The sequence below is a fragment of the Blautia liquoris genome, assembly GCF_015159595.1.
GTDB lineage: Bacteria > Bacillota > Clostridia > Lachnospirales > Lachnospiraceae > Novisyntrophococcus > Novisyntrophococcus liquoris.
The window spans coordinates 3,169,716-3,191,418 of the sequence record NZ_CP063304.1 but is presented as its reverse complement, the minus strand read 5'-3'; the positions used below and the strand labels follow the sequence as shown (position 1 = coordinate 3,191,418).

Annotated in this window: 18 protein-coding genes; 17 read left to right on the top strand and 1 reads right to left on the bottom strand. The window is 43.6% G+C overall.

Annotated features, from left to right (window positions below; genetic code table 11):
• The first annotated feature begins 6 nt into the window (after positions 1-6).
• From INP51_RS14480 to INP51_RS14400, 17 genes are all read left to right on the top strand, one after another.
• Positions 7-885 (top strand): carbohydrate ABC transporter permease, encoded by an 879-nt coding sequence (locus INP51_RS14480; protein ID WP_193735484.1) that lies wholly within the window; start codon positions 7-9, stop codon positions 883-885.
• 202 nt (positions 886-1,087) lie between these two features.
• Entirely contained in the window at positions 1,088-1,279 is a 192-nt protein-coding gene (locus tag INP51_RS14475; protein WP_193735483.1) for a hypothetical protein, read from the top strand.
• Between the two features lie 333 nt (positions 1,280-1,612).
• Positions 1,613-3,232, top strand: a complete 1,620-nt coding sequence (locus INP51_RS14470) for an extracellular solute-binding protein (RefSeq protein WP_193735482.1) — start codon at positions 1,613-1,615, stop codon at positions 3,230-3,232.
• 119 nt (positions 3,233-3,351) lie between these two features.
• Complete coding sequence (locus INP51_RS14465; RefSeq protein WP_193735481.1) at positions 3,352-5,910, top strand: hypothetical protein; 2,559 nt, start codon at positions 3,352-3,354, stop codon at positions 5,908-5,910.
• A gap of 117 nt (positions 5,911-6,027) precedes the next feature.
• Positions 6,028-8,256 carry a glycoside hydrolase family 88/105 protein gene (locus INP51_RS14460; protein ID WP_193735480.1) on the top strand — a complete coding sequence of 743 codons (2,229 nt, stop codon included), beginning with the start codon at positions 6,028-6,030 and terminating at the stop codon, positions 8,254-8,256.
• A 645-nt stretch (positions 8,257-8,901) separates the two neighbouring features.
• A complete protein-coding gene (locus tag INP51_RS14455) occupies positions 8,902-9,876 on the top strand; it encodes an SIS domain-containing protein (protein ID WP_193735479.1) in 975 nt (324 codons plus the stop codon).
• 33 nt (positions 9,877-9,909) lie between these two features.
• The gene (locus tag INP51_RS14450; RefSeq protein ID WP_193735478.1) at positions 9,910-11,232 is read left to right on the top strand and encodes an ABC transporter substrate-binding protein; all 1,323 of its coding nucleotides are present in this window, start codon (positions 9,910-9,912) and stop codon (positions 11,230-11,232) included.
• Positions 11,233-11,294: 62 nt separating this feature from the next.
• Positions 11,295-12,182 carry a carbohydrate ABC transporter permease gene (locus INP51_RS14445; RefSeq protein WP_193735477.1) on the top strand — a complete coding sequence of 296 codons (888 nt, stop codon included), beginning with the start codon at positions 11,295-11,297 and terminating at the stop codon, positions 12,180-12,182.
• A gap of 2 nt (positions 12,183-12,184) precedes the next feature.
• Entirely contained in the window at positions 12,185-13,033 is an 849-nt protein-coding gene (locus INP51_RS14440; RefSeq protein WP_193735476.1) for a carbohydrate ABC transporter permease, read from the top strand.
• 7 nt (positions 13,034-13,040) lie between these two features.
• Positions 13,041-13,853, top strand: a complete 813-nt coding sequence (locus INP51_RS14435; protein WP_193735475.1) for a PfkB family carbohydrate kinase — start codon at positions 13,041-13,043, stop codon at positions 13,851-13,853.
• Between the two features lie 143 nt (positions 13,854-13,996).
• Positions 13,997-14,761 (top strand): GntR family transcriptional regulator, encoded by a 765-nt coding sequence (locus INP51_RS14430; RefSeq protein ID WP_193735474.1) that lies wholly within the window; start codon positions 13,997-13,999, stop codon positions 14,759-14,761.
• Between the two features lie 46 nt (positions 14,762-14,807).
• On the top strand, positions 14,808-15,488 hold the full coding sequence (locus INP51_RS14425; RefSeq protein WP_193735473.1) for an HAD family hydrolase: 681 nt from the start codon (positions 14,808-14,810) through the stop codon (positions 15,486-15,488).
• 5 nt (positions 15,489-15,493) lie between these two features.
• Complete coding sequence (locus INP51_RS14420; protein WP_193735472.1) at positions 15,494-16,702, top strand: GNAT family N-acetyltransferase; 1,209 nt, start codon at positions 15,494-15,496, stop codon at positions 16,700-16,702.
• A 200-nt stretch (positions 16,703-16,902) separates the two neighbouring features.
• Complete coding sequence (locus tag INP51_RS14415; RefSeq protein ID WP_230406819.1) at positions 16,903-17,970, top strand: FecCD family ABC transporter permease; 1,068 nt, start codon at positions 16,903-16,905, stop codon at positions 17,968-17,970.
• A gap of 18 nt (positions 17,971-17,988) precedes the next feature.
• On the top strand, positions 17,989-18,804 hold the full coding sequence (locus tag INP51_RS14410) for an ABC transporter ATP-binding protein (protein ID WP_331463465.1): 816 nt from the start codon (positions 17,989-17,991) through the stop codon (positions 18,802-18,804).
• A 25-nt stretch (positions 18,805-18,829) separates the two neighbouring features.
• Positions 18,830-19,807, top strand: coding sequence for an ABC transporter substrate-binding protein (locus INP51_RS14405; RefSeq protein WP_207736882.1), 978 nt, complete (start codon positions 18,830-18,832; stop codon positions 19,805-19,807).
• Positions 19,808-19,968: 161 nt separating this feature from the next.
• Positions 19,969-21,063 carry an iron-containing alcohol dehydrogenase family protein gene (locus tag INP51_RS14400; RefSeq protein WP_193735471.1) on the top strand — a complete coding sequence of 365 codons (1,095 nt, stop codon included), beginning with the start codon at positions 19,969-19,971 and terminating at the stop codon, positions 21,061-21,063.
• Between the two features lie 98 nt (positions 21,064-21,161).
• On the opposite strand, the gene INP51_RS14395 is transcribed toward INP51_RS14400, so the two are convergent.
• Positions 21,162-21,674, bottom strand: coding sequence for a ferritin (locus INP51_RS14395; RefSeq protein WP_193735470.1), 513 nt, complete (start codon positions 21,672-21,674; stop codon positions 21,162-21,164).
• Positions 21,675-21,703: the final 29 nt, after the last annotated feature.

Here is a 21,703-nt window from a genome sequence, read left to right as displayed (position 1 = left end):
AAATCTATGAAGCTTAAGAAAATCAAGAAAGTTGATGGATTTAAAATAGTGACAGTGTTGGTAGTAGTGTTTATCGCGGCATGCTGTTTATTTCCATTTTTGCATGTACTGGCGGTGTCCTTTTCCGACAAAACATCTGTAATCAGGGGAGATGTTCTACTTTTGCCAAAGAAGATAGATCTTTCCGCCTACAAAGCTGTATTTAATAATAAGGGATTAATGCGTTCCATGTGGTTTACACTGATTTTAACAGCAGTGTACACGATAATAAGTGTGGCGATGACAATATTATGCGCCTACCCACTTTCCAGACCGGGCTTGAAGTTTAAATCACCGATCCTACTTTATATTCTTTTTACCATGTATTTCAGTGGGGGTATGATTCCGGGATACTTAAACATAAAATCGCTCGGATTGCTCGATACTTTCTGGGTACTAGTTCTTCCGACCGCGCTGTCTACCTATAATATGATTTTGATGAAGAGCTTTTTTCAATCGCTTCCAAGAGAATTGGAAGAGTCAGCCTATGTGGATGGAGCCAATGACTTGGTGGTGCTGTTAAAGATTGTACTTCCCGTCTCCAAAGCCATGCTGGCAACGATGGTCTTGTTCTACGCGGTAAGTCGCTGGAATGGATTTATGGATGCAATCCTCTACATCAACGATGAGAGGATGTTTACGATTCAGCTGCGCCTGCGTCAGCTCATTCAATCAAGCCAGGTGAGTTCCATGATCGAGGACATTCCAGAAATGAAGGGAAACTTGATCGCAGAAACAATTAAAGCCTCCTGCTTGATTTTCAGCATGATCCCGGTTTTGGTTGTTTATCCTTGGTTGCAGAAATACTTTGTCAAGGGTGTTATGATCGGTTCCGTTAAAGGATAAGCGCGTCCTATGAAGACAAGATTGTACAACTCGGCTTAAAGAAGATACTGGAAGCCCGTATATGAACCAAAGTTATAGAACAACATGTATGGATTCCGCTCGAAACAGGATTGCCACATGGCAGTCAAAGATCTATGTATCAGCATTGTACGTAAGTGTATCAATTACGTAGTAGATGCAAACATCAAAGGATTCTGACCATATGGATCATGAATGGGTTCTGAAGTTTGTCACCTACTACATTCAGGATCCGAACATTCTGGGTCTGATCCGGAAATATCTGAAGGTCGGGGTGTTGGAGGACGGAGACAGCTTTCTGGTAGTATATGCGGATGATTATCTGGCAGGATTCGAGTACAGAAGTGAAGCAGGGCGATATCTTAAAGAGATGTAGAAATGATTAGGAAGAGCCGTATGCGGAAAAGCTGCACGGTTCTGGAAAGGATTTCATATCGCAAGATATGATTTTACTAAATGAGTGAAGTTATTCTGTCAAGTGTGGCAGATTGACGATAGATATACGCTTCATCTGAAACACAATAAAAGCGCTGCAACGAGACATTTTAGAGCAAATGCTTCGTAAGGCTACCAGCGCTGTCAAGTATCCATGCAGTCAAGGTGGATTAAGTTTAACGTTTCAAATAGCTGCTTAAAAATAGTTGTCTGAACTGTTATGAATGAATCCAGACTGCCAAATGAAATTAACTTTACAGGGAGGTAATGTCACATGAGAAAGATGAAATTAGGTAAACAGATATTTTGCGGAGTATTGACATCGGTTTTGGCACTTAGTCTGGCCGGATGCGGCGGAGGTTCAAATGGTTCCTACAGTAAGGCAGCAGATAAGAAATCTGGTGATACAGAACAACTTACTGTTATGGTGTATGACCGAGGCAACACGACGGAGACCTATGGAAGCGCAACTAAAAATTACTGGACGCACTGGATTCAGAAAAAGTTTGGAGATCCAAACAATATAAAACTGAAATATGTTGCAGTGCCCAGAAATGAGGAGACCCAGAAGATTAATACGATGATGGCTTCCGGTTCAGCACCTGATATTATCTACAGCTATGACAGCAATCTGATTACGCAATATGGTAGGGACGGCGGCCTCGTGGAGTTGAGTGATCTAATTGATAAGTACGGAGCTAATCTGAAGAAAAATCTTGCGGATGCCCTGCCTTATGGACAGTCAGAGGGAAAACAATGGGCGATACCAGCGAAGCGTTCTCTAGTCGGATGGCAGACCACTTATATCCGGAAAGACTGGCTGGATCAAGTCGGATATGAGCTCAAGACCGATGAAAACGGTTACTATCATATGAGCATTGATGACTTTACAAAACTGATCAGACAATTTAAAGATCTGGACCCCTCAAATCAAGGCGGAGAAATGTATCCATTAGGTATGGTCGGTGCATGGAATGCAACGCAGACTAGGCCCATTATCTGGTCCTTTCTTGAAACCAGTAATCTGACAGACGAAATGCATGCTTGTTACGATGAGCGTTTTTGGCCAGGTTACAAGGAAGGCGTAAAGTACTTGAATCAGTTATACAACGAAGATCTGGTAGATCCAGAGTTCTTGACGGATACAGACACTTCTTATACAGCATTCAACGGTCTTTTGAGTAATGGCCGTACTCTAGCCTTTGCCCAAGACGCAAATGCTGTCCTTACAGGCGTAGAGGCTCTTTATGAGGCGGATCCCAAGGCGGAGATTGTTCCCTTCTACCTTGACAATGTGAATGGAGAACAGTTCAACAGAGTATACACACCGAACGGTATGTACATTTCGATTCCTTCTACTTGCAAGCATCCCGAAACCGCGGTCAAATATCTCGACTGGCTTGCAGATTATGATAATGCTAAAGTTCTGTCGTATGGATTTGAAGGCGTCCATTACAAGATGGATGGAAATAAAGTTGTTACCATTCCTCATACCGATGAGGAAAAAGCTGCATCCGACGATGACTTCGAACGCCTTACAGTAGGTGATCTAGGTATCATTTATAACGGGGCACCTTATGGGTATGAGGATTCTACAGAGGGAATGGATGAGGTAAAAGCAAAGTCGACACAGTTAGCGCAAGAATCTGATAAGGTCGCTACGGTTGGCGGGCAGACAGACTACTATTTCCAGGGAATTCAAACCGAGGCTGATAAAAAGTATTCTGGTCTTGTACCTAGTATCGAGGATGAGTTGCCACGACTGATCGCCTGCGATCCGGATAAGTTTGATTCAGAGTATGATGCAGTACTGGATAATTACCTGAAACATGATGGGCAGAAAATCATCGATGATAAGGTTAAACTTTTTGAAAAATTGGAGGCAGAAAAGTAGCATTGCCGGCAATATGAAAAGTATCGGTCACGGGTTCGATGACCGCGATCGCTATACAGACAAGTACCCCGCGAAATGATAGCGGGGTACGGACGGACAGAAGGAGGTTTGAAAGAATCATGGATACGTACTTTAAAAAGGAGCTGGCTCCGGGCAAAATGATCCGACCTTTTATGGTGGCGGGTGTTTTGGAGGAAGACTATCCGGGAGAACGCACGAGCAAAGCTTCACACGCTTATATGGAGCAGATGCTGGCACAGGCACAGATAGACTTTGCCAATAAGGAGTTTCAGGAATTTAATACCTTTATGCTCTGCGGGATGGAGGGCAAATGGACGGTATGTGATGCGCAGTCGCCCAGGTATGCCGCTGGACACTACTATGTGATGGAGAAGGTGGCATTGATGCCGATTTATCTGGAGCTGGAAAGTGAAAGCGTGCAGGATATTACCGTGCGGACACACGAATGTCGGCTGGTAATGCTACTAAACGGCAGTACTGTTTACGATAATAAAGACTTCTATGACAGAAAGCATCCCCGCAGCTATGTGTTTGAGCATGAGGAAAACACGAACTTCGAAACAATCACGCTTCATCTGAACGCCGGAAAAAATATTGTGATGGTCGTCACGGGAAAAATTGACAGAGGAACGGGCATCAGCTTCAGCATGGAACTCGTCTCTAGCCAGGCTCAGCTGTATGCTACCGTACCGTTAAGCATGGACGAAGAAGTAAGGACGGAAATTATTCGCAGCCAGATGGAGACCCATATGGAAGACGACAGCTATGTGCAGGGCGAAATACCGAAACTGTATGTGGGCGGCTTTCCGCTTTCGCATTGTCAGGTTAGGCTGCAGGTTGTATCCGAAAAAGGTGATATGATAATATCCTCAGTGTGTGGAAGCGCAGATGACCCTAAAAGTGTAGCTGATGCGGAAGAGAATATCGCACTCGAAGGAATCAATGAGCCCGGAGAGTATCAAGTTGACTTAACCTGGCTACTTTCCAATGGCGCGATGCTAACGGAGAAAGTCTTAAATTTCACAATGGTTGAGGTTCTGGCCCCTTATCCCGGCTGGGAGCATTTCGAAGAAAGACGGCAGCAATCGCTGGAACGTCTGGCCGCTCAGGGGAATGCGCTTGGACTCTACCGTCTGGGTCGGGCCGACGAAATTGATGCCGACAAAATCCGCGTCATGTGTGATAAAATTGAACGGCGCGCCGACTGTGCTGATTTCGATTTGATGCCGCTTTTATGGCTGATGTGGGAGGATCGAGAAGCTGGCCTCCTTGCTACGGAGATCACGCAAATGGTGAAACAAGCCGCTCTTAATTTTCGTTACTGGGTGGATGAACCGGGAACCTCATCTATGTTCTACTGCTCAGAAAACCACAGGGTCGGATTTCACGTCTGTGAATATCTGGCAGGCCTTTTGTATCCCGAAGACATTTTCACAAACTGCGGTCAAAACGGGATGTATCATTCCCTGAAGGGGCGCATGCACCTTGTAGAATGGCTGAACCAGCGCTGCCGCGTGGGCTTTGACGAGCCGCATTCAGACTCTTATCTGCCCGTGACAATCTCGGCACTCCTGGTACTTCGGGAGGTACTGCCGCGTGAGGAATATCTGCTGCGCAACATGGTGAATATTCTACTTGATTTTCTGACCTTCATCTTTGCAGTCAGTGATTTTGAAGGCGTAATGGCAACACCGCGGGGACGTAGCTACAACATGCCATTGCGAACCAGGTTCTCCAGCACCATAAATGGTCTGTTTTGGATCTTCTTTGGCAATGCACCGACCAACATGAAGTTCGCCAATCAGGAAATGGCGTTCAGCTACTATGTGCCGCCGAAAGCACTTTGTGAGCTGGCTGATAACTTTACGCCGGCGACCTTTACATTCAAAGAAGGAATCATGCATTTCGACAAGCACAATGCTGATTTTACAATTCGACGTACGCCGGAGTACATGATCGGTGGGGTCCGCGATCATAATGTTGGGAAATGCGATATGCATTTTATCTCGTCGATGATTGTGCTACCAGGCGATATCAGTATTTTCTTTTCCTCACCAAACAATGTTGCAGAGGGAAGCGGTCTGCGTCCGGATTACTGGGCCGGGCAGGCGTTTTTGCCACGGGTGCTGATGCACGGTCGTACACTAGCGGTCATCTGGCATAATGTAAATAATCCGGACATCTGGATGACACACTGCCATTTCAATGCTCGAAAGTTTGATGAAGTTATTTCCGAAGCTGGATGGACCTTTGGCCGTAAGGTGGACAGCTATGTAGCAATCTACTCAAGTGCACCGCATTCCTTCCGCAAAGAGGGTCTATATGCCGGAAGAGAACTGATTTCTTTTGGTAATGAGACTGTATGGCTGGCTGAATGTGGCAGCAGGCGCGAGGACGCCAGTTTCACCGATTTCATAAAAAAAATGCTCGCTGCAAAGGTTGTTCAGGAGGGAGAAAAGTTTACCTTCGACTCACCTAGTAGCGGACGATTGGAATTTGGTCTCTCAGAGGGATTTTCAGTCGATGGAAAATCGGTTGAGATTCCTGATGACCTGGTATCCTCTCCATATCTGCGTTCCCACTATGGAAGTGGACGATTTGACTATACCTGCCCCGGCTTTAACGTCACGCAGTGGTCGTATCCCGCTAGTGAATAAAAAACATAACCGTTGGGTCAGCCGTGTAAAAGCGGCTGGGCCCAATGTATTAGTGGTTCGCGACGCAGGTTTGCAGTTAAAAATGCTGTCGTTGCCTGTAGGAAAGGAATAAGAAAAATGAATGAGAAGCTAAAAATAGAAGACTCGGCCTATGTTGCAGGTCTGCGAGAACCGGAAGAAGCCATTTGCCTGATCAGCGAAAGGATGCTGACGCACCGACCCCGCGTTGATCTGACCCTGCGCCCATATTTTAAACAGGAGCACATGGCCTTGACACCCATCTCGCAGATGGCAGAGCTGGATCTGAATTACGTCTATAAAAAGGCCAACGTCGGAGATATAGCCTATATCCGCACCAATGTGGTGGCTGACAGAGACAGCGAAGCCGCGCTTACTATCGCTGGCAATGCCAAGATCTGGTTAAATGGCGCGGAGATATATTGGGGCGGAAGATTGGAAAAACCACTTTCGAAAGTGAAGGATGAGGCCGAATACACCATTATAAACGTGCAGCTGCAAAGTGGTAAAAACGACCTGCTTATCCGATGCCAAAAGAGAGAGCATAACTGGGGCCTTCTGCTTTACATCGCTTATCCCCGATATCCGTTCCGTTGGACAAGGGATTATCTTCTTTCGGTGCGTCCGACCCTGCCCTTTGAGGAAACAGAAGGAATGGAGGGATTTGCACACATCGGACCTTTTCCTGCCGGCACCGATATCAATTCATTTGAGGAAGAGCTTAAGCAGAATAGATTTGCTTACCAGGATCGCACAAGACTTCCCTCTGGCGACGAACTACGATGGGAACCCAGATGGAAAGAAGCGGACCTGGGCAGCCGGGTAGACTTCGCAGAGGTATACGGTGACAGCGAGGGATGTGCCTATGCATTGACTTATGTGCCGAGCCAGGAAGGAACGAAGTATGAGCTTTGGCTTTCTGTTTCTGGAAATGCCCGTGTTTTTGTGGGTAAAAAGGCCTTTGATGTATCTGGCGGGAGTGTGACAGCCATACCTTTTGAAGGGAACGGAGACCAGTTAGAAGTTCTGGTCAAGGTTCCACGTACTGCCAGTGCATGGTGGATGAATGGCGCTGTTCGTACAATAGATGGCAAATCGGTAAGCAGTGTACCTTTCGTAAAGGTTGGGAACAAAGGACCCGCACAGTGGATTATAACCGGGCCCTATGTTACGGAGGCGGGAGACCCACTGGAGATTCCTTTTGCGCCGGAATACGAGATACAGTTTAAACACCCCTATCCACTGGGGAACTATCAGCAGACGTTTTGGCGCATGCCGCAGAAAGAAACCTATATCCGGCCCTATCGGGACGGTATATTTTTCGGGCAGTGGTTCTATGCTGTTCAGGTGGGGTTGCACGGCCTCATGTATGCGGCCAAAACGACCGGAAATATGGAACAGCTCCAGTATTATGTAGACAGCATTCAGACGATGGCCGACTACTTTGACTACAAGGATTGGGATAAAGACCAGTTCGGTGATCCCACGCTCACCCCTAGGGCTTGGGGGCTTCCTGACCTGGACGCCTGTGGCACGATCGGTGTATCATTGATCGAAACTTATGAAATAACCGGTAATCAAAAGCTGCTCTCAGTCATCCATGCCATTGGAGATGCTGTGATGACGCATATCCCGCGGTTTCCGGACGGAACTTACTTTCGGGTAAAGACCATGTGGGCCGACGATCTGTATATGAGCTGCCCATTTCTCGCCAGGCTGTATCGGCTGACTGGAAATAGTGTTTATGAAGAAGAGGTTCACCGGCAGATAGAAGGCTTCCGAAAACGTCTTTGGATGGAAAAAGAACAGATTTTTTCACATATTTATTTTCCAGAAGAAGAGCAGAGGAACGGTATTCCCTGGGGACGCGGTAACGGCTGGATTGCCGTAACTCTCACTGAGATTCTGACTCTCTTGCCGCAGGAAAACCCAAAGTGGAAAGAAGAGCTATGCTTGTATCAGCGATTCATGCGAGGTATCCTGACTTGGCAGGATGCATCCGGCATGTGGCATCAAGTACTCAATCGGCCTGACTCTTATCAGGAAACCTCCTGTACCGCCATGTTCCTGCTTAGCATTGCCCGTGGTATCAATCGTGGCTGGCTGGATGGCAAAATTTATCTGCCATGTATTCGAAAAGCGTGGACAGCTTTGCTGCAAAATTCCGTCGATTCCGTGGGAGACGTTTACAGCGTTTGTTTGGGATCGGGATGTGCAAAGGATGCTGAGTACTATAAACAACTTCCGGCCAAGAAAAATGACGATCACGGAACAGGCATCGTGATGATGGCGGCAGCCGAACTGATGAAACTCAAAGGATTTAATTAGATATCTACAAAATTCTACCCTCTTAGGATTGAGCAAACAGGCGCTTGTCCGGAGAGGGTATTTCTTTAAAGTAAGTAAATCAACTTACTTACAGCCTGATCACAGCAGTGAACTAAAATGATGTTCTTTTAAAAAGTGCGCTTACGAAGAACGAAAGTTCACAATGTAGCGTATTTTTTGCTATGTGAAAAGTCTTCCAAAAACTTCTTCCTTAAAAATATGAAATTCTTAGAACTTTCTTCTAATATAAAATGGTGTAGTAAAAAGTACTAATATCCTAAAAAAATCAGAATACATAAAAAGCCCTAAATTACGCCATAGTTTAAAATAGTATTTCTTCCACTGATTATTTCGGGTGCACTGGGGAATGTACCCATGCAGTTTTTCAAAGAGCGCGGCACATGTCCCTGATTACTCAATAGCTGAGTAGTTCGCGTAAATTGTTGGAATTTTCACTACATGACAAAAAAATTCAAATTAAATAAAATGTTTGACGAATAGAGACAAATAAAGAATAATTTTTGGAAAAAAACGTGATAACGAAAATTAATTTCTTTTTAGTGTTGACGTTCTTGCTATAACGTTATATAATGTCATCTATAGAAACACGATAACATCATATAATAATATCTAGGAGGAAGGATTATGAAACAGGAGCATATCGATCAAATCAATGAGGCAGTCAGAGCAGTTGCATCTAAGGAAAGGATCAATCATTTTTATTTTGTTGCATGTGGAGGTTCTCAGGCATTTCTGATGCCGGGTCAGTATCTGTTCGACAGAGAAATTGAGATACCTTCCAGTGTGTACAGTTCCAACGAATTCGTACATAGAGCGCCAAAGGCACTGGGGCCGGATTCTGTGGTTATCACTTGTTCTCATTCGGGAAATACCCCGGAAACGGTAAAAGCAGCAGAAGTTTCACGCGAGAAAGGTGCCACAACGATCGCTTTATCGAATTTGGTAGATTCACCGCTGTGGAAAGCGTCTGAATATTGTCTCCATTATGACTGGAGAGATGCCGATGAAAGTGATAAGAACAAAGGCATCTTGTACCGTCTGTTGTTCTCTGTGTTAAACACAATTCAGCCGTGTGAGAAATATCAGAAGGGTATAGATGCAGTTGATCATCTGAATGGTGTGATTGAAGATGCAAAGACAAAATACGCAGATAGACTGAAAGAATGGGGAAGCAAATATAAAAGAGAGACTCTTATCTATACGATGGCCAGCGGCGCCAGCTATGGGGAAGCTTATTCATTTACCAGCTGTCTGCTGATGGAGATGCAGTGGATCCATTCCAGTGCTATTCACTCGGGAGAATATTTCCACGGCCCCTTCGAAATCACGGACTTTGATGTACCATTTATTATTATCAAAGGTGTCGGAGCAACCAGACCCCTGGATGACAGGGCCTATGCTTTTTGTAAGAAATATTCGAATGAAATTATGCTGGTTGACGAAGCGGAATTCGACATGACAGGTATTGATGAGGAAGTTCAGGAATACTTTGCACCGCTTCTCGCGGGGGCAGTGCTTCGATCACTGGCAGATGAATTCGCATATCAGCGGGGACATGATTTGGGAGTCCGCCGGTATATGTGGAGAATGGAATATTAGAGATATACCCCAAGATAAAAGGAGGAGCGGTATATGAAGAAGAATAAGAAAGCAATTGCGTTACTGTTGACTGCTGTTATGTCACTTTCTCTTCCGGCATGTGGAAATGCATCCGGGGATAAAAGTAGTTCGGGAGATAAGACAGTTTCCGGAAAGGACAGTAAAGGAAAGGTAGAGATCAACTTCTTCCATCGCTGGCCCAACGATCCGAAGAATGCGATGTTCCAGGGATTAATCAAAGAATATATGGATGAGAATCCGAATGTTACGATTAAGATGGATGCAATCCTGAATGATCAGTATAAGGAAAAAATTCGCATGGTCGTGACGACAGATGAGATTCCGGATGTTTTTTCATCCTGGTCGGGAACCTTCGCACAGGAGATGATCAATTCAGGAAATGTAATGGAATTGAACGAGATCTATGACGATGATACGCAATGGTCGTCGAAGATTGCCAAAGCCAGTGTTGACGGATTTACTTTCGATGATAAGATCTATGGAATACCCTGGTCACAGGACGGGAAGGTCTTCTTCTATAATAAAAAGATCTTTGAGGAGACTAAACTTGAAACGCCCAAGACATGGAAGGAATTTATAAACGTGCTGGATGAGTTGAAAAAGTCTGGTTATGAAACTCCGGTTGTGGAAGGTTTATCGGACAGCTGGGCAGTTCTTCATTATCTCGGAACCATGAATCAGAGAATGGTAGATCCAAAGGTACTGGAGAAGGATTACGATTCGAAGACAGGTGAATTCACAGATCCCGCTTATCAGGAAGTTTTGGAAAAGTGGAAACAGCTTACTTCCTATATGGGAGAGGAAAGCGTTGCGATCGACCACGAGACAGCCAGAAATACGAAGTTTGCCACAGGTGAGGCACCAATCATGTATATGCAGCTTGCCGAAATACCTATGCTTGAAAAATCGATTCCGGAAGGCTTTGAATATGGATTTTTTAATTTCCCGGCATTTGAGGAGGGAAAAGGAGATCCACAAGCACTGACAGGTGCACCAGAAGGCTTCATGATCAGTAAAAATGCAAAGAATCCGGAAGAATGTGTAAAGTTCTTAAAATGGCTCGTCAGCAAAAACGGCGGAGCAGAGCTTACGAAACAAAGCGGCGAGATTTCCAGTGTTGACGGAGCTGTGGATGAATCAAGTGCATTGCCATCGCAGCTGGAAGCTATGGAGATCATAAAATCAGCATCGACACTTTCTCCATGGTTTGACAATGCATGTGACCCTTCGGTTTATACTGTATACGGACAGGGAGCACAGGCAATTGTCACGGGGGATGAAACTCCTCAAAGTGTTATGGAACAAGTACAAGAGGCTGCTGCCAGCCTGCATTGATGATAGAATGAGAGGCCATACGTTGGCCTCTCATTGAAAATGGAAAGAGGTGGAGTTCCATCATGAAAAGGCAAAAAAAGCAAAATTTACAGGCGTTCCTGTTTGTCATTCCGGCCCTTATAATTCTCGGACTTTTTGTGTTTTACCCGCTGGTGAAAAATGTAATCTATAGTTTTCAGTCTTTTGGATTGTCGGATGTAGAGAAGGAATGGGTAGGACTGGAAAACTATAGAAAGCTTTTTTCAGATAAGACGATTCCCATCAGTTTGAAAAACAATCTTCGGTATGCGATTGTATCAATTATCTGTCAGGTAGGACTGGGACTTGTCATCGCGGCAGTTCTGGAAGATGTAGCATTTAAAAAAATATCACCTTTCTTCAGAAGTGTATATTTTATTCCTACTCTGATTTCGATGACAGTTGTATGCCTGCTTTTTGATTTCATATATAACCCACAGATGGGGTTGTTAAATAGTTTCCTGAAGAATATAGGGCTTGGAAAATTCGCAAAAATATGGCTTGGAAATAAAAAAACAGCGATGTATTCGGTAATTGCTGTGTCACAGTGGCAGAGCCTTGGCTATATCGTAATGTTGTTTATCGTTGCAATTCAGAAGATTCCCGAGGATCTCTATGAGGCTGCTACCGTGGATGGAGCCGGAAAATTGAAACGATTCTTTTATATCACAGTTCCTCAGGTCAGATCAATGTTCTTTGTAACGATGATTCTCACTGTGGTCGGGGCATTTACCGTATTCAACGAACCATACATTTTGACAAGCGGTGGTCCAGGTACGGCGACAATGGTACTATCGCTGCACATGTATCAGACCGGATTTGTCAAAAACAACATGGGCTATGCTTCGGCAATTGCGATGCTTATTTTTGTGATTACTGCGGTATTATCCTCTGTGCAGTTCTTTTCTTTTGGCTCGGACGAGGAGGGATAATTATGAGCAGACAAAAAACAAAAAAGAAAAAAGTTTATGGACCAGGAGAGATCATCTGGATCGTAGTACTGGTTTTACTGGCAGTCATTATCCTGTATCCCCTTTTCTGGATCATCATGTCATCGTTTAAGGATTATGCAGGCATCTATGGTGATGTATGGGGAATGCCGGATGTGTGGCACTTTGAAAACTATTCTCTTGCCTGGAATCGTGGTATTTCGCAGTATTTTGTCAACAGTGCGATTGTTACCGTGTGCACGATCATCGGAGTTGTTCTGGTGTCAACGTTTGCGGCATTTGGCATCTGTCAGATGAAAGGGAAACTGGGAAATATACTGTTTTTGATTTGCATGTGCGGTTTGCTGCTTTCTCCGCAGGTTTGTCTGCTGCCACTCTTTATGCTGTTGAAGTCGATGGGAATCAAAAATACTTTATCGGCCATGATACTCCCTTACATAGCATTTCGACTTCCCGTGTCTATTATGCTGATCCGATCATTCTTTGTCGGAATATCAAAAGAGATGCAAGAGGCGGCCATCATAGACGGTGCCGGGCTGATGAAGATCTATACGAATATATATCTTCCGCTTTCAAAGCCAATCATCTCAACAGTTGTTATCATGACGGCATATTATGCGTGGAATGAATTTGTTTTTGCAACTATTTTTGTCGACAGTTCGAATATGAGAACTATACCCGTTGGTCTTATGGCATTTCGCGACGGTCTGATGACTGAATGGGGTGTAGTTCTCGCGGGAATGGTAATTGCCTGTCTGCCTATTGTTGTGTTATTCTTGTTTATGCAGAAGAGCTTTGTAAGAGGTATGACAGCCGGAGCAGTGAAGGGGTGAAAAGAGAATGAAATTAATTGCAATCGGTGATAATGTGACAGACTGCTATGTGGATGAGGGAGTTTACTTTCCGGGAGGAAATGCGGTAAATGTAGCGGTGAATTGTAAAAGAGACGGTGCTGAAAAAGTACAATATATCGGCGTGTTTGGAAATGATGACAAAGCGAGATATATTCAGCAATGTCTTGACGAAGAGGGTGTGTTCTATGAGCGCTCACGAAAGGTATATGCTCATAGCGCGCAGCCGAAAGTATATCTAAAAGACGGGGACCGGGTCTTTGCCGGTGGTCCAAGAGAAAGTTGCCAGCATCTTTTTTCCATCAAGATTGTAAAAGAAGACATCGATGTGATAAAAGAGTTCGACATTTGCCATACCAGTTGTTTTTCAAATCTTGAGTATGAGCTTCCAGTATTGTCCGAGGTATGTGATCTGTCTTTTGATTTTTCTGAAGAACATAAAATGGATTATTTGAAGAAAACATGTCCCTATCTGACTTATGCATTCTTTTCAGGGGAAGGTTTAAGTGAAGAAGAATGTAAAAAATTGCTTCATGAAGTCTCAAAACTGGGGACGAAGATTGCAGGTGTTACGAGGGGAATGAAAGGCTCCATCTTTTATGATGGGAAGAAGTTTTATCATCAGGGAATAAAAAAAGTTCATGCAACGGATACCATGGGTGCAGGAGATAGTTTTATTGCCGGATTTTTAACATCCACTGGAGATGGAGGTACAATAGAAGAAGCGCTGGATTACGCCGCAGAACGTTCGGCACATACTTGTACGATGCCAGGTGGCTTTGGGCATCCGCATCCATTGTAAGGGTACTGTTGAATTGAGAACTCACGTGGTATATAATATGTAGTATACAGATAATCTTGTAATTGCAGAAAGCAAGTTTGCAGCAGCAATTATATATGTCATGGTTCGTAATAAAATTTTAACAAGAGCTGGGAGAATTTTGTATGCTAGATCAAAATGCACTGACTCCTTTGTATGAGCAGCTTAAGAACTCGATTACAGAGGATATCAAAGCCAAGATATACAGACCCGGTGATCGTATGCCTAGCGAAACGGAATTAGAACAGAAATATGGGGTCAGCCGAATTACTGTGCGAAGGGCTGTAAAAGAACTCTGCGAGGAAGAAGTCCTTATCCGGAAACAGGGTAAGGGAACTTTCGTGCTGAATGCGGGGACGAAAAACCGCTTGGATCAACTGAGAGGTTTTCATGATGCCATGGGTGAGCAGGGGAAGTCAGTTAAGACAGAAATTCTGGAGCGTTCGATCATCCACGTGAAAGAGTCTTATGCCAAGGACCTGCAGATTAACCGGGATAATGATGTTATGTACCTGAAACGTGTGATGTACGCTGACGACATGCCGATGATGTATGATATGTGCTATCTTCCCATGAATCGTTTTCCAGGTATTGTGGATAAACTGACTGGTGATTTCTCGATTTTTCGGGTTCTGAGGGATGAATATGAGTTAAATCCTGAGGATTATTATAAAGTTATCAAAGTACGCAAAGCGACAAAAGAAGTTGCGGGTTTCTTGCAGTGTACAGTGGGAGACCCATTATTTGATATTTTCAAGATCACTTATAATGAGGAAAAAATTCCGCTGTTTATATCAATCAGCCTGATAAAAGGAGAAAATACTTCTTATGTGATCGCAAGTGATACAGAGGATCATCTGAACCACATCGGCGTCAGGTGGGGAGTGTAACTGAAATTAGTGATTAGAAATCAGGAATAGGAAGATTGCAGAAATTATGAAAACAAAAGCTGTTTTATTTGACTTTGACGGAGTAATAGCGGATACTGAACAAGGGGCCACAAAGTATCTTGAGAAGGCATTTGACAAGTATCATATACAACTGACAGAAGATCAGAGAAGATCTTATATAGGGACAGACGGCAGAAAACAGACAGAAGAGATTCTAAAAGATGCCGGTGTATCAGTTTCTGTTGAGGAGTTTTTTAAGGAAAGGGCAAAACTGGGAAGTTATTATGAAAACAGTCCTGATTTAAAACCGATCTCAGGATTAGAAGACTTTTTGAAATTGCTGAAGAGGAAAGATATCAAGACCGGGATTGTCTCATCTACAAACTGCCGGCTGATCATTACAGCGTTAAACCGCATGCATCTGATCCATTACTTTGATGCGATTATCTGCGGAGATATGGTTGAGCATAAAAAGCCCGATCCGGAAGGCTATCTTACAGCGATGCAGTATGTTGATGCCGGCCCGAAAGAATGCATTATATTAGAAGATTCACCAACCGGTATCAAAGCAGCAGTCAATGCGAAAGCGACGGTTGTCGGATTTAAGGGAAGCGAGATCAAACAAGATACATCACAGGCGGATCTGGTATGGGAGACCTATGAAGAAGCAATCAGATGGTTTCGTCATGCAGACGCTCATCTGAATCTGGCAGAAAGGGATTTTTAACAAAGATGAATCAAAAACATCTGATGATGAAACCGGTCAGAAAGGAATATATGGAACAGTACAACGAGTTACTGCGCTATGTGTTTCAGGTGACAGATCAGGAGCTGAGTTCTCTTGGCTGGGAAGAGCAGGAGATTATAAGAGCAAAGTTTCCGACAATGGAGAAAGCGGATGTGATCGGTTGGTTTGACAAGGATAGCCTGATTTCACAGGTTGCGGTCTATCCGATGAAAATTTCGATATTTGGCAGGATTTATGACATGGGTGGATTGACCGGAGTGGGAACTTATCCGGAATATTCCGGAAGAGGACTCATGCATAAGCTTCTGGAACAGGCTCTGCGAAATATGAGGGACAAAGAGCAGTATATCACATATCTGTATCCGTACTCGATTCCATACTACAGGAAAAAGGGATGGGAGATCATTTCGGACAAAATTTCATATGAAATCAAAGATTATCAATTGCCGAAGAGAACACAGACTGTTGGGACGATTCGCAGGGTAGATATCGATTCAGAGGAATTGAAAGATACCTATGAGAGATATGCCAGACATACCCATGGTGCTATCCTCCGTGATGAGCTCGCCTGGAATGAATACTGGCTGTGGAATACGGATGATATTACAGCTGCCATCTATTACAACAAAAAGGGCGAACAGGATGGCTATGTGATCTATTGGATTTCTAATAACATTTTTCATATAAAGGATATGGTTTTTATAAATGAAGAGGCCAGAGAGGGGCTCTGGAATTTTGTCTCCGCACATTTTTCAATGATTGATAAGGTAGTGGGAGATACCTTCACAGATGAGCCGCTTTCTTTTTTACTTGAGGATGCCGACATAAAGGAAATGATCGCGCCATATTATATGGCAAGAATCGTGGACTTCACAAAATTTGTTGAGAATTATCCCTTTAAACCTGACACGCAGGTCAGAGGATGGGAGTTTCAGCTGACAGATCCGATGCTGGAATTCAACCAGGGGACGTTTAGGCTGACCGTTGACAGGTCCGGGAAAGGAAAAGCCGAGCGAATTGATTTAGTCTGCACAGATGAAATCAATATACAGACTATGACCACAATGCTCATGGGTTATAAACGCCCTGATTATCTGTACAAAATTGGGAGAATACAGGCATCGGAATCGACCATTGATATGCTCGAAGATGCGATTGAGCAGCAGGTACCATATATATCCGATTACTTTTAAAAAATAGCCGAAATGGAGAGTGCATCCATTTCGGCTATTTTTTATGCACCAATATCCCCCGGATACCCATATAGGGTGAAAGAGAACCTAGGCTTTAAAGGCTTTGCGCCGTTAAAAGATAGATCCCTGTCACAGGCTTGTATCAAGCAGAAGACATTGATAGAATATAGTCAAATTTAGCATGAAGGGAGGAGAAGTAAGTGAGAAAGAAAAAAACACATATCTTATTATCAAAAGACGGAGAAACTAACATGCGATTGATTCTATTAGTTCTGACGTTAACAGCAATGATCACAGTAGTTTTAGCTGTCGGGATAGGGCCGGTAAGCGTGAATCCCGGCACAACACTTAAAGTGATTTTGAACAGGGTTCCGGGTATAAGCAATAGGATTCAAGTTGACTGGGGAAAGTTGGACGAAAACATAGTTATAAATCTTCGTCTGCCGAGAGTTTTACTGGGTATGATTGTTGGCGGGTCATTGGCAGTGACGGGTGTATCAATGCAGGCGTTGGTCAGAAATAAACTTGCAGATCCGTTCATTCTTGGGGTCTCGTCTGGAGCTTGTGCTTTTGCAACATTTGGAATGTTGTTCGGGGCATTTTCATTTCTGGGAAAATACGCTTTGTCTATTAGTGCCTTTTTAGGCGCGGCGGCCACCATCATGTTGGTTTATGTCCTTTCCAGAGAAGGTGGAAAAATCAATATTACACAGATGCTGCTATCCGGGGTGGCGATTTCTATGATTATGGATGGATTGACAAAGGTGATTACACTGAGTGCTCCGAACGCACTGGGGCTGCATAATGCCGAGTTTTGGATGTCGGGGAGCTTGGCAGGTGCAAAATGGGGATATCTGACTCTGCCACTTGTGGTGATGCTCCTATGTATGTCTGTTCTGATGATTCATTACAGAACCTTAAACGCTCTTTTGCTCGGAGAGGATACGGCGGGTACCTTAGGGGTCAATGTGGCAAGAATGCAGAAACTATTGGTGTTAATTTCTTCTTTGCTTGCAGGGGTCACAATTTCTGTAAGCGGAAGCATCGGCTTTATTGGACTCATGTGTCCCCACATTGCCCGGCTTTTGGTGGGGGCAGATCATAAAAAAGTATTGCCTGTGGCAGCCTTATTAGGTGGGATTCTCGTAGTCTGGACGGATGTTGCAGCACGTATGATTATTGCTCCGGAAGAGCTTCCGCTCGGAATTTTGACGGCAATTTTTGGAGGCCCTTTTTTTATCGTTCTGCTAAAAAAGAAAAACCGATAGGATAAGGAGGGGTATACTATGAAAGATAAGATAGACTTATCCATTCAAAATCTTGATTTTTCTTATGAAAAAAGAAAGATTGTAGAAGATATCGAATTAAATGTAAAAGAAGGGGAATTTGTTGGTATCATCGGACCGAATGGAAGTGGAAAATCAACGATTCTAAAGAATGTTTATCGGTCACTGCAGCCTGAAAAAGGCGTCATCTTTTGGTACGGTGAAAAGATGGGAAGAATTCCATACAAAGAAGTGGCAAAAAAATTAGGTGTCGTAGGGCAGGAAAATTATGTGCCTTTTGACTTCACAGTTGAGGATATTGTAGTTATGGGAAGAAACCCTCATAAGAAGTTGTTTGATACGGATACACAAGAAGATAAAGAAATTGTGATGGAATCATTAAAAAAAATTGGTATGGAAGACAGTGCGAAAAGAAGCTACCGGTATCTTTCGGGAGGAGAAAAGCAAAGAGTCATTATTGCCAGAGCACTGGCACAAAAGCCAGAGTTTCTGATCTTAGATGAACCCACGAATCATCTGGATATCGGTTATCAATTGTCCACCTTTGACTTAGTAAAAAGCCTTGGGGTGACCATTCTGGCTGCAATACACGATTTAAACATAGCAGCGATGTACTGTGACAGGATTTATGTATTAAAGAACGGCAGGATGATTGCGAATGGAAAACCAGAGATAATTTTGACCACAGAAATGATCTGGAACATATACGGTGTAAAAACGGATATTACATTACACCCGAAAACAGGAAAGATAAATATCGCCTATTTGCCTGAAGGTGTTGTGGAGCAGCATGAACAGCAGGGCAAGACTTTATAAAGGAGAAAGGTTGGAAAAGGAAAAGATGAAGAAAAAGATGAAGAAAAAGATGAGTGCTTTTTTGGCGGCGGTGATGATCTTTTCGGTACTGTCGGGATGCGGGAAAAAGGAAACAAAAAGCGGGCAGAGTGAAAATGTAGACCACAGGGAAAAGACAGAATTAGCATTTGATAATTATGGGAGGAAGATAACCGTTCAGGGAGTGCCCAAAAAGGTGTTGACCCTTGGACCAAACTGTACGGAACTATTCTGTGCTCTTGGGCTGGAGAAGTATGTAATTGGTGATTCTTTGAACAATCATAGTCGTGGAGCTTTGCCGCAGTATAAGGAAACTTACGACAAAATTCCGGAACTGAATCATTCATCGGCGACGCGTGAGTCCGTTGAAACATCGGGAGCCGATTTTATCTATGGGATTGACTGGGAGTTCGGGGAAGAGGGATTAGATGTCGATGAGCTGGAACAATTCGGAATTACTACATATATGAACTCTGCGTCTACGCCAGATGAGATGTACCAGGAAATCAGAGATCTGGGGGAGATCTTTTGTATCGAGGATAAAGCCGAAGCCTATGTTAAGGAGCAGAAAACCAGAATTTCCGCCGTAAAGGATCAGGCCGCGAATCGTAAACCGGTAAACGTTCTTGTCTATGACAGTGGCAATGACGGGATATTTACCTGTGGCGGAAATAATTTCGAAACCTTACTGATAGAACTTGCAGGCGGAAAGAATATCTTTGACGATCAGACGAAAAAGCAGTGGATTACAGTAAGCTATGAAGAGGCAATTGCGAGGGAGCCAGACGTTATCTTAATTCACGACTACGATTCCCCCTCTGTGAAAGAAAAGATAGATGAAATCAAAAATAACGCTGTTCTCTCACAATTAGAATGCGTGAAAAAAGAACGCTTTGCCACAATTGAATTAGAATCTGTTCTGCCTGGTGACCGAATGGCTTATACGATTGAAAAACTGGCAGGGGATTTTCACGAGTTTTCATAAACAGGCACAAGACGTCTAACCTGCAATTAATTCTCCGGATGATATAAATGAGTGAAAATATTACTTGATTTTTATAACTAAAGTGTTAAAATAACAGATAATGTAACTTGTGGGCAGATTTGGATTATGCCTGATTTAAATTAATACGGAGGATTAGTTGGATGAGTCATTATAAAGTTGTATTACCGAACTATAGTGTAGGCAGTGGATGCTATGAGGATATTCCCGAGATAACAAAATATTACGGGAAGAAAGCGGTCGTGATAGGTGGAGAGACCGCAATGTCGAAAGCAAAAGCTGCTCTTCTTGATGCGATAAAGGGGTCGGATGTTGAGATCATGGATTTTATCTGGTATGGCGGAGAATCCAGTTATGAAAATGGTGACCAATTAAAAGAAATGCAGACGGTCTTGCAGGCCGATATGATCTTCGCAGTCGGAGGCGGCCGTGCCTGTGATACTGGGAAGTATGTCGCTGATCAGCTGAAGAAACCGGCATTTACGTTCCCCACGCTTGGTTCTAACTGTGCGGCATGTACGGCAATTTCTGTGATTTACAATCCAGATCATACTTTTAAAGAGTATTATTATCCAGAACCGGCAATTCATACTTTTATTGATATGGATATTGTGGCAGATTCACCGGCGGATTATCTGTGGGCCGGAATCGGCGATGCTCTTTCCAAAGAGCCGGAGGCAGTTTTTTCTTCAAAAGATGATGATCTATTCCACACACCACTCTTAGGAGTTCAGCTCAGCCATGCCTGCACGGAACCGCTGCTTCGATATGGAAAGAAGGCACTGGATGACTGCAGGGCAAAGAAAGCATCTTTCGAACTGGAGCAGGTAGTTTTGGATATCATCATAAGCACAGGAATTGTTTCAAATCTTGTATCCGGAAAGGACTATTACTACAACAGCAGTCTTGCACATTGTGTCTATAATGGTTCCACAGTAGTAGAGAACTGTAAAGGAAAACATCTGCATGGTGAGATTGTATCTTTTGGCGCGCTGACGCAGCTGATGTATGCCGGACAGATCGATCAATTTGATAAAATCGCCGCATTTAACCGTTCTCTCGGACTGCCTGTCTGTTTAAGTGATCTCGATATCACAAAAGAGGATGTTCCACAGATCGCGGAGCGTGCAAAAGATACTGAGGAATGGAGACACAGACCCAAAGACGTTACGACTGAGAAATTTATGGCTGCAATTATTGATGCAGATAAACGCGGAAAAACATATAAGAAGCAATAGGAAAAGAGCTGCACTGTTAACTTTGTATTATCATTTATGCGGACATAATAAAAGAGACCGGAACGGATGTTATATTCCATTCCGGTCTCTTTACCTGCTTATAGTACAAGAGACGGAGCCTGATATACACGGCTCTTTAATTCCTGATCCAGCAGGTACAGCCCCTTTGGGTCACCGGCGAACAAATCATAATTATTTAGATTGTCCTCCGCATTTTTTTCTTCTTCTCCCTGTTCTTTTATGAACCAGTTGAGGAATTCCAAAGTACGGTAATCTCCGCATTCGAAAGCTGTTTTATAAATCTCATTGATAGATGAGGTGATGTACTGCTCGTGTTTCAATACGGCAGGAAGAGGATCTCTGATCGATTCGTAAGATGCAGCAGGTGCATCGACAGCTGTCAGTGTGATTTTAGCACTGTTATTCAGCAAATACTGGCGGAAGAGCATCGCGTGATCGCGTTCCTCCTGTGCCTGTACTGTAAAATAGTTTTCAAATCCCATCAGTCCCTGATCCGAATAATAATCCGCAATATCAAGATAGAGATATGCGGAATAAAATTCCTTGTTGATCTGTTCAACGAGCAAATTCTTTACTTTTGTGTCAAGCACTGTTATCACGTCCTTTCAATTGGTATGTT

What these genes read in the sequence shown, in the direction of transcription:
- INP51_RS14410 (WP_331463465.1), top strand. Translation starts at nt 17,989, where the DNA reads ATGAAAGATAAGATAGACTTATCCATTCAAAATCTTGATTTTTCTTAT.
- INP51_RS14405 (WP_207736882.1), top strand. Translation starts at nt 18,830, where the DNA reads ATGAAGAAAAAGATGAAGAAAAAGATGAGTGCTTTTTTGGCGGCGGTG.
- INP51_RS14425 (WP_193735473.1), top strand. Translation starts at nt 14,808, where the DNA reads ATGAAAACAAAAGCTGTTTTATTTGACTTTGACGGAGTAATAGCGGAT.
- INP51_RS14400 (WP_193735471.1), top strand. Translation starts at nt 19,969, where the DNA reads ATGAGTCATTATAAAGTTGTATTACCGAACTATAGTGTAGGCAGTGGA.
- INP51_RS14430 (WP_193735474.1), top strand. Translation starts at nt 13,997, where the DNA reads ATGCTAGATCAAAATGCACTGACTCCTTTGTATGAGCAGCTTAAGAAC.
- INP51_RS14455 (WP_193735479.1), top strand. Translation starts at nt 8,902, where the DNA reads ATGAAACAGGAGCATATCGATCAAATCAATGAGGCAGTCAGAGCAGTT.
- INP51_RS14450 (WP_193735478.1), top strand. Translation starts at nt 9,910, where the DNA reads ATGAAGAAGAATAAGAAAGCAATTGCGTTACTGTTGACTGCTGTTATG.
- INP51_RS14435 (WP_193735475.1), top strand. Translation starts at nt 13,041, where the DNA reads ATGAAATTAATTGCAATCGGTGATAATGTGACAGACTGCTATGTGGAT.
- INP51_RS14465 (WP_193735481.1), top strand. Translation starts at nt 3,352, where the DNA reads ATGGATACGTACTTTAAAAAGGAGCTGGCTCCGGGCAAAATGATCCGA.
- INP51_RS14440 (WP_193735476.1), top strand. Translation starts at nt 12,185, where the DNA reads ATGAGCAGACAAAAAACAAAAAAGAAAAAAGTTTATGGACCAGGAGAG.
- INP51_RS14420 (WP_193735472.1), top strand. Translation starts at nt 15,494, where the DNA reads ATGAATCAAAAACATCTGATGATGAAACCGGTCAGAAAGGAATATATG.
- INP51_RS14445 (WP_193735477.1), top strand. Translation starts at nt 11,295, where the DNA reads ATGAAAAGGCAAAAAAAGCAAAATTTACAGGCGTTCCTGTTTGTCATT.
- INP51_RS14460 (WP_193735480.1), top strand. Translation starts at nt 6,028, where the DNA reads ATGAATGAGAAGCTAAAAATAGAAGACTCGGCCTATGTTGCAGGTCTG.
- INP51_RS14470 (WP_193735482.1), top strand. Translation starts at nt 1,613, where the DNA reads ATGAGAAAGATGAAATTAGGTAAACAGATATTTTGCGGAGTATTGACA.
- INP51_RS14475 (WP_193735483.1), top strand. Translation starts at nt 1,088, where the DNA reads ATGGATCATGAATGGGTTCTGAAGTTTGTCACCTACTACATTCAGGAT.
- INP51_RS14480 (WP_193735484.1), top strand. Translation starts at nt 7, where the DNA reads ATGAAGCTTAAGAAAATCAAGAAAGTTGATGGATTTAAAATAGTGACA.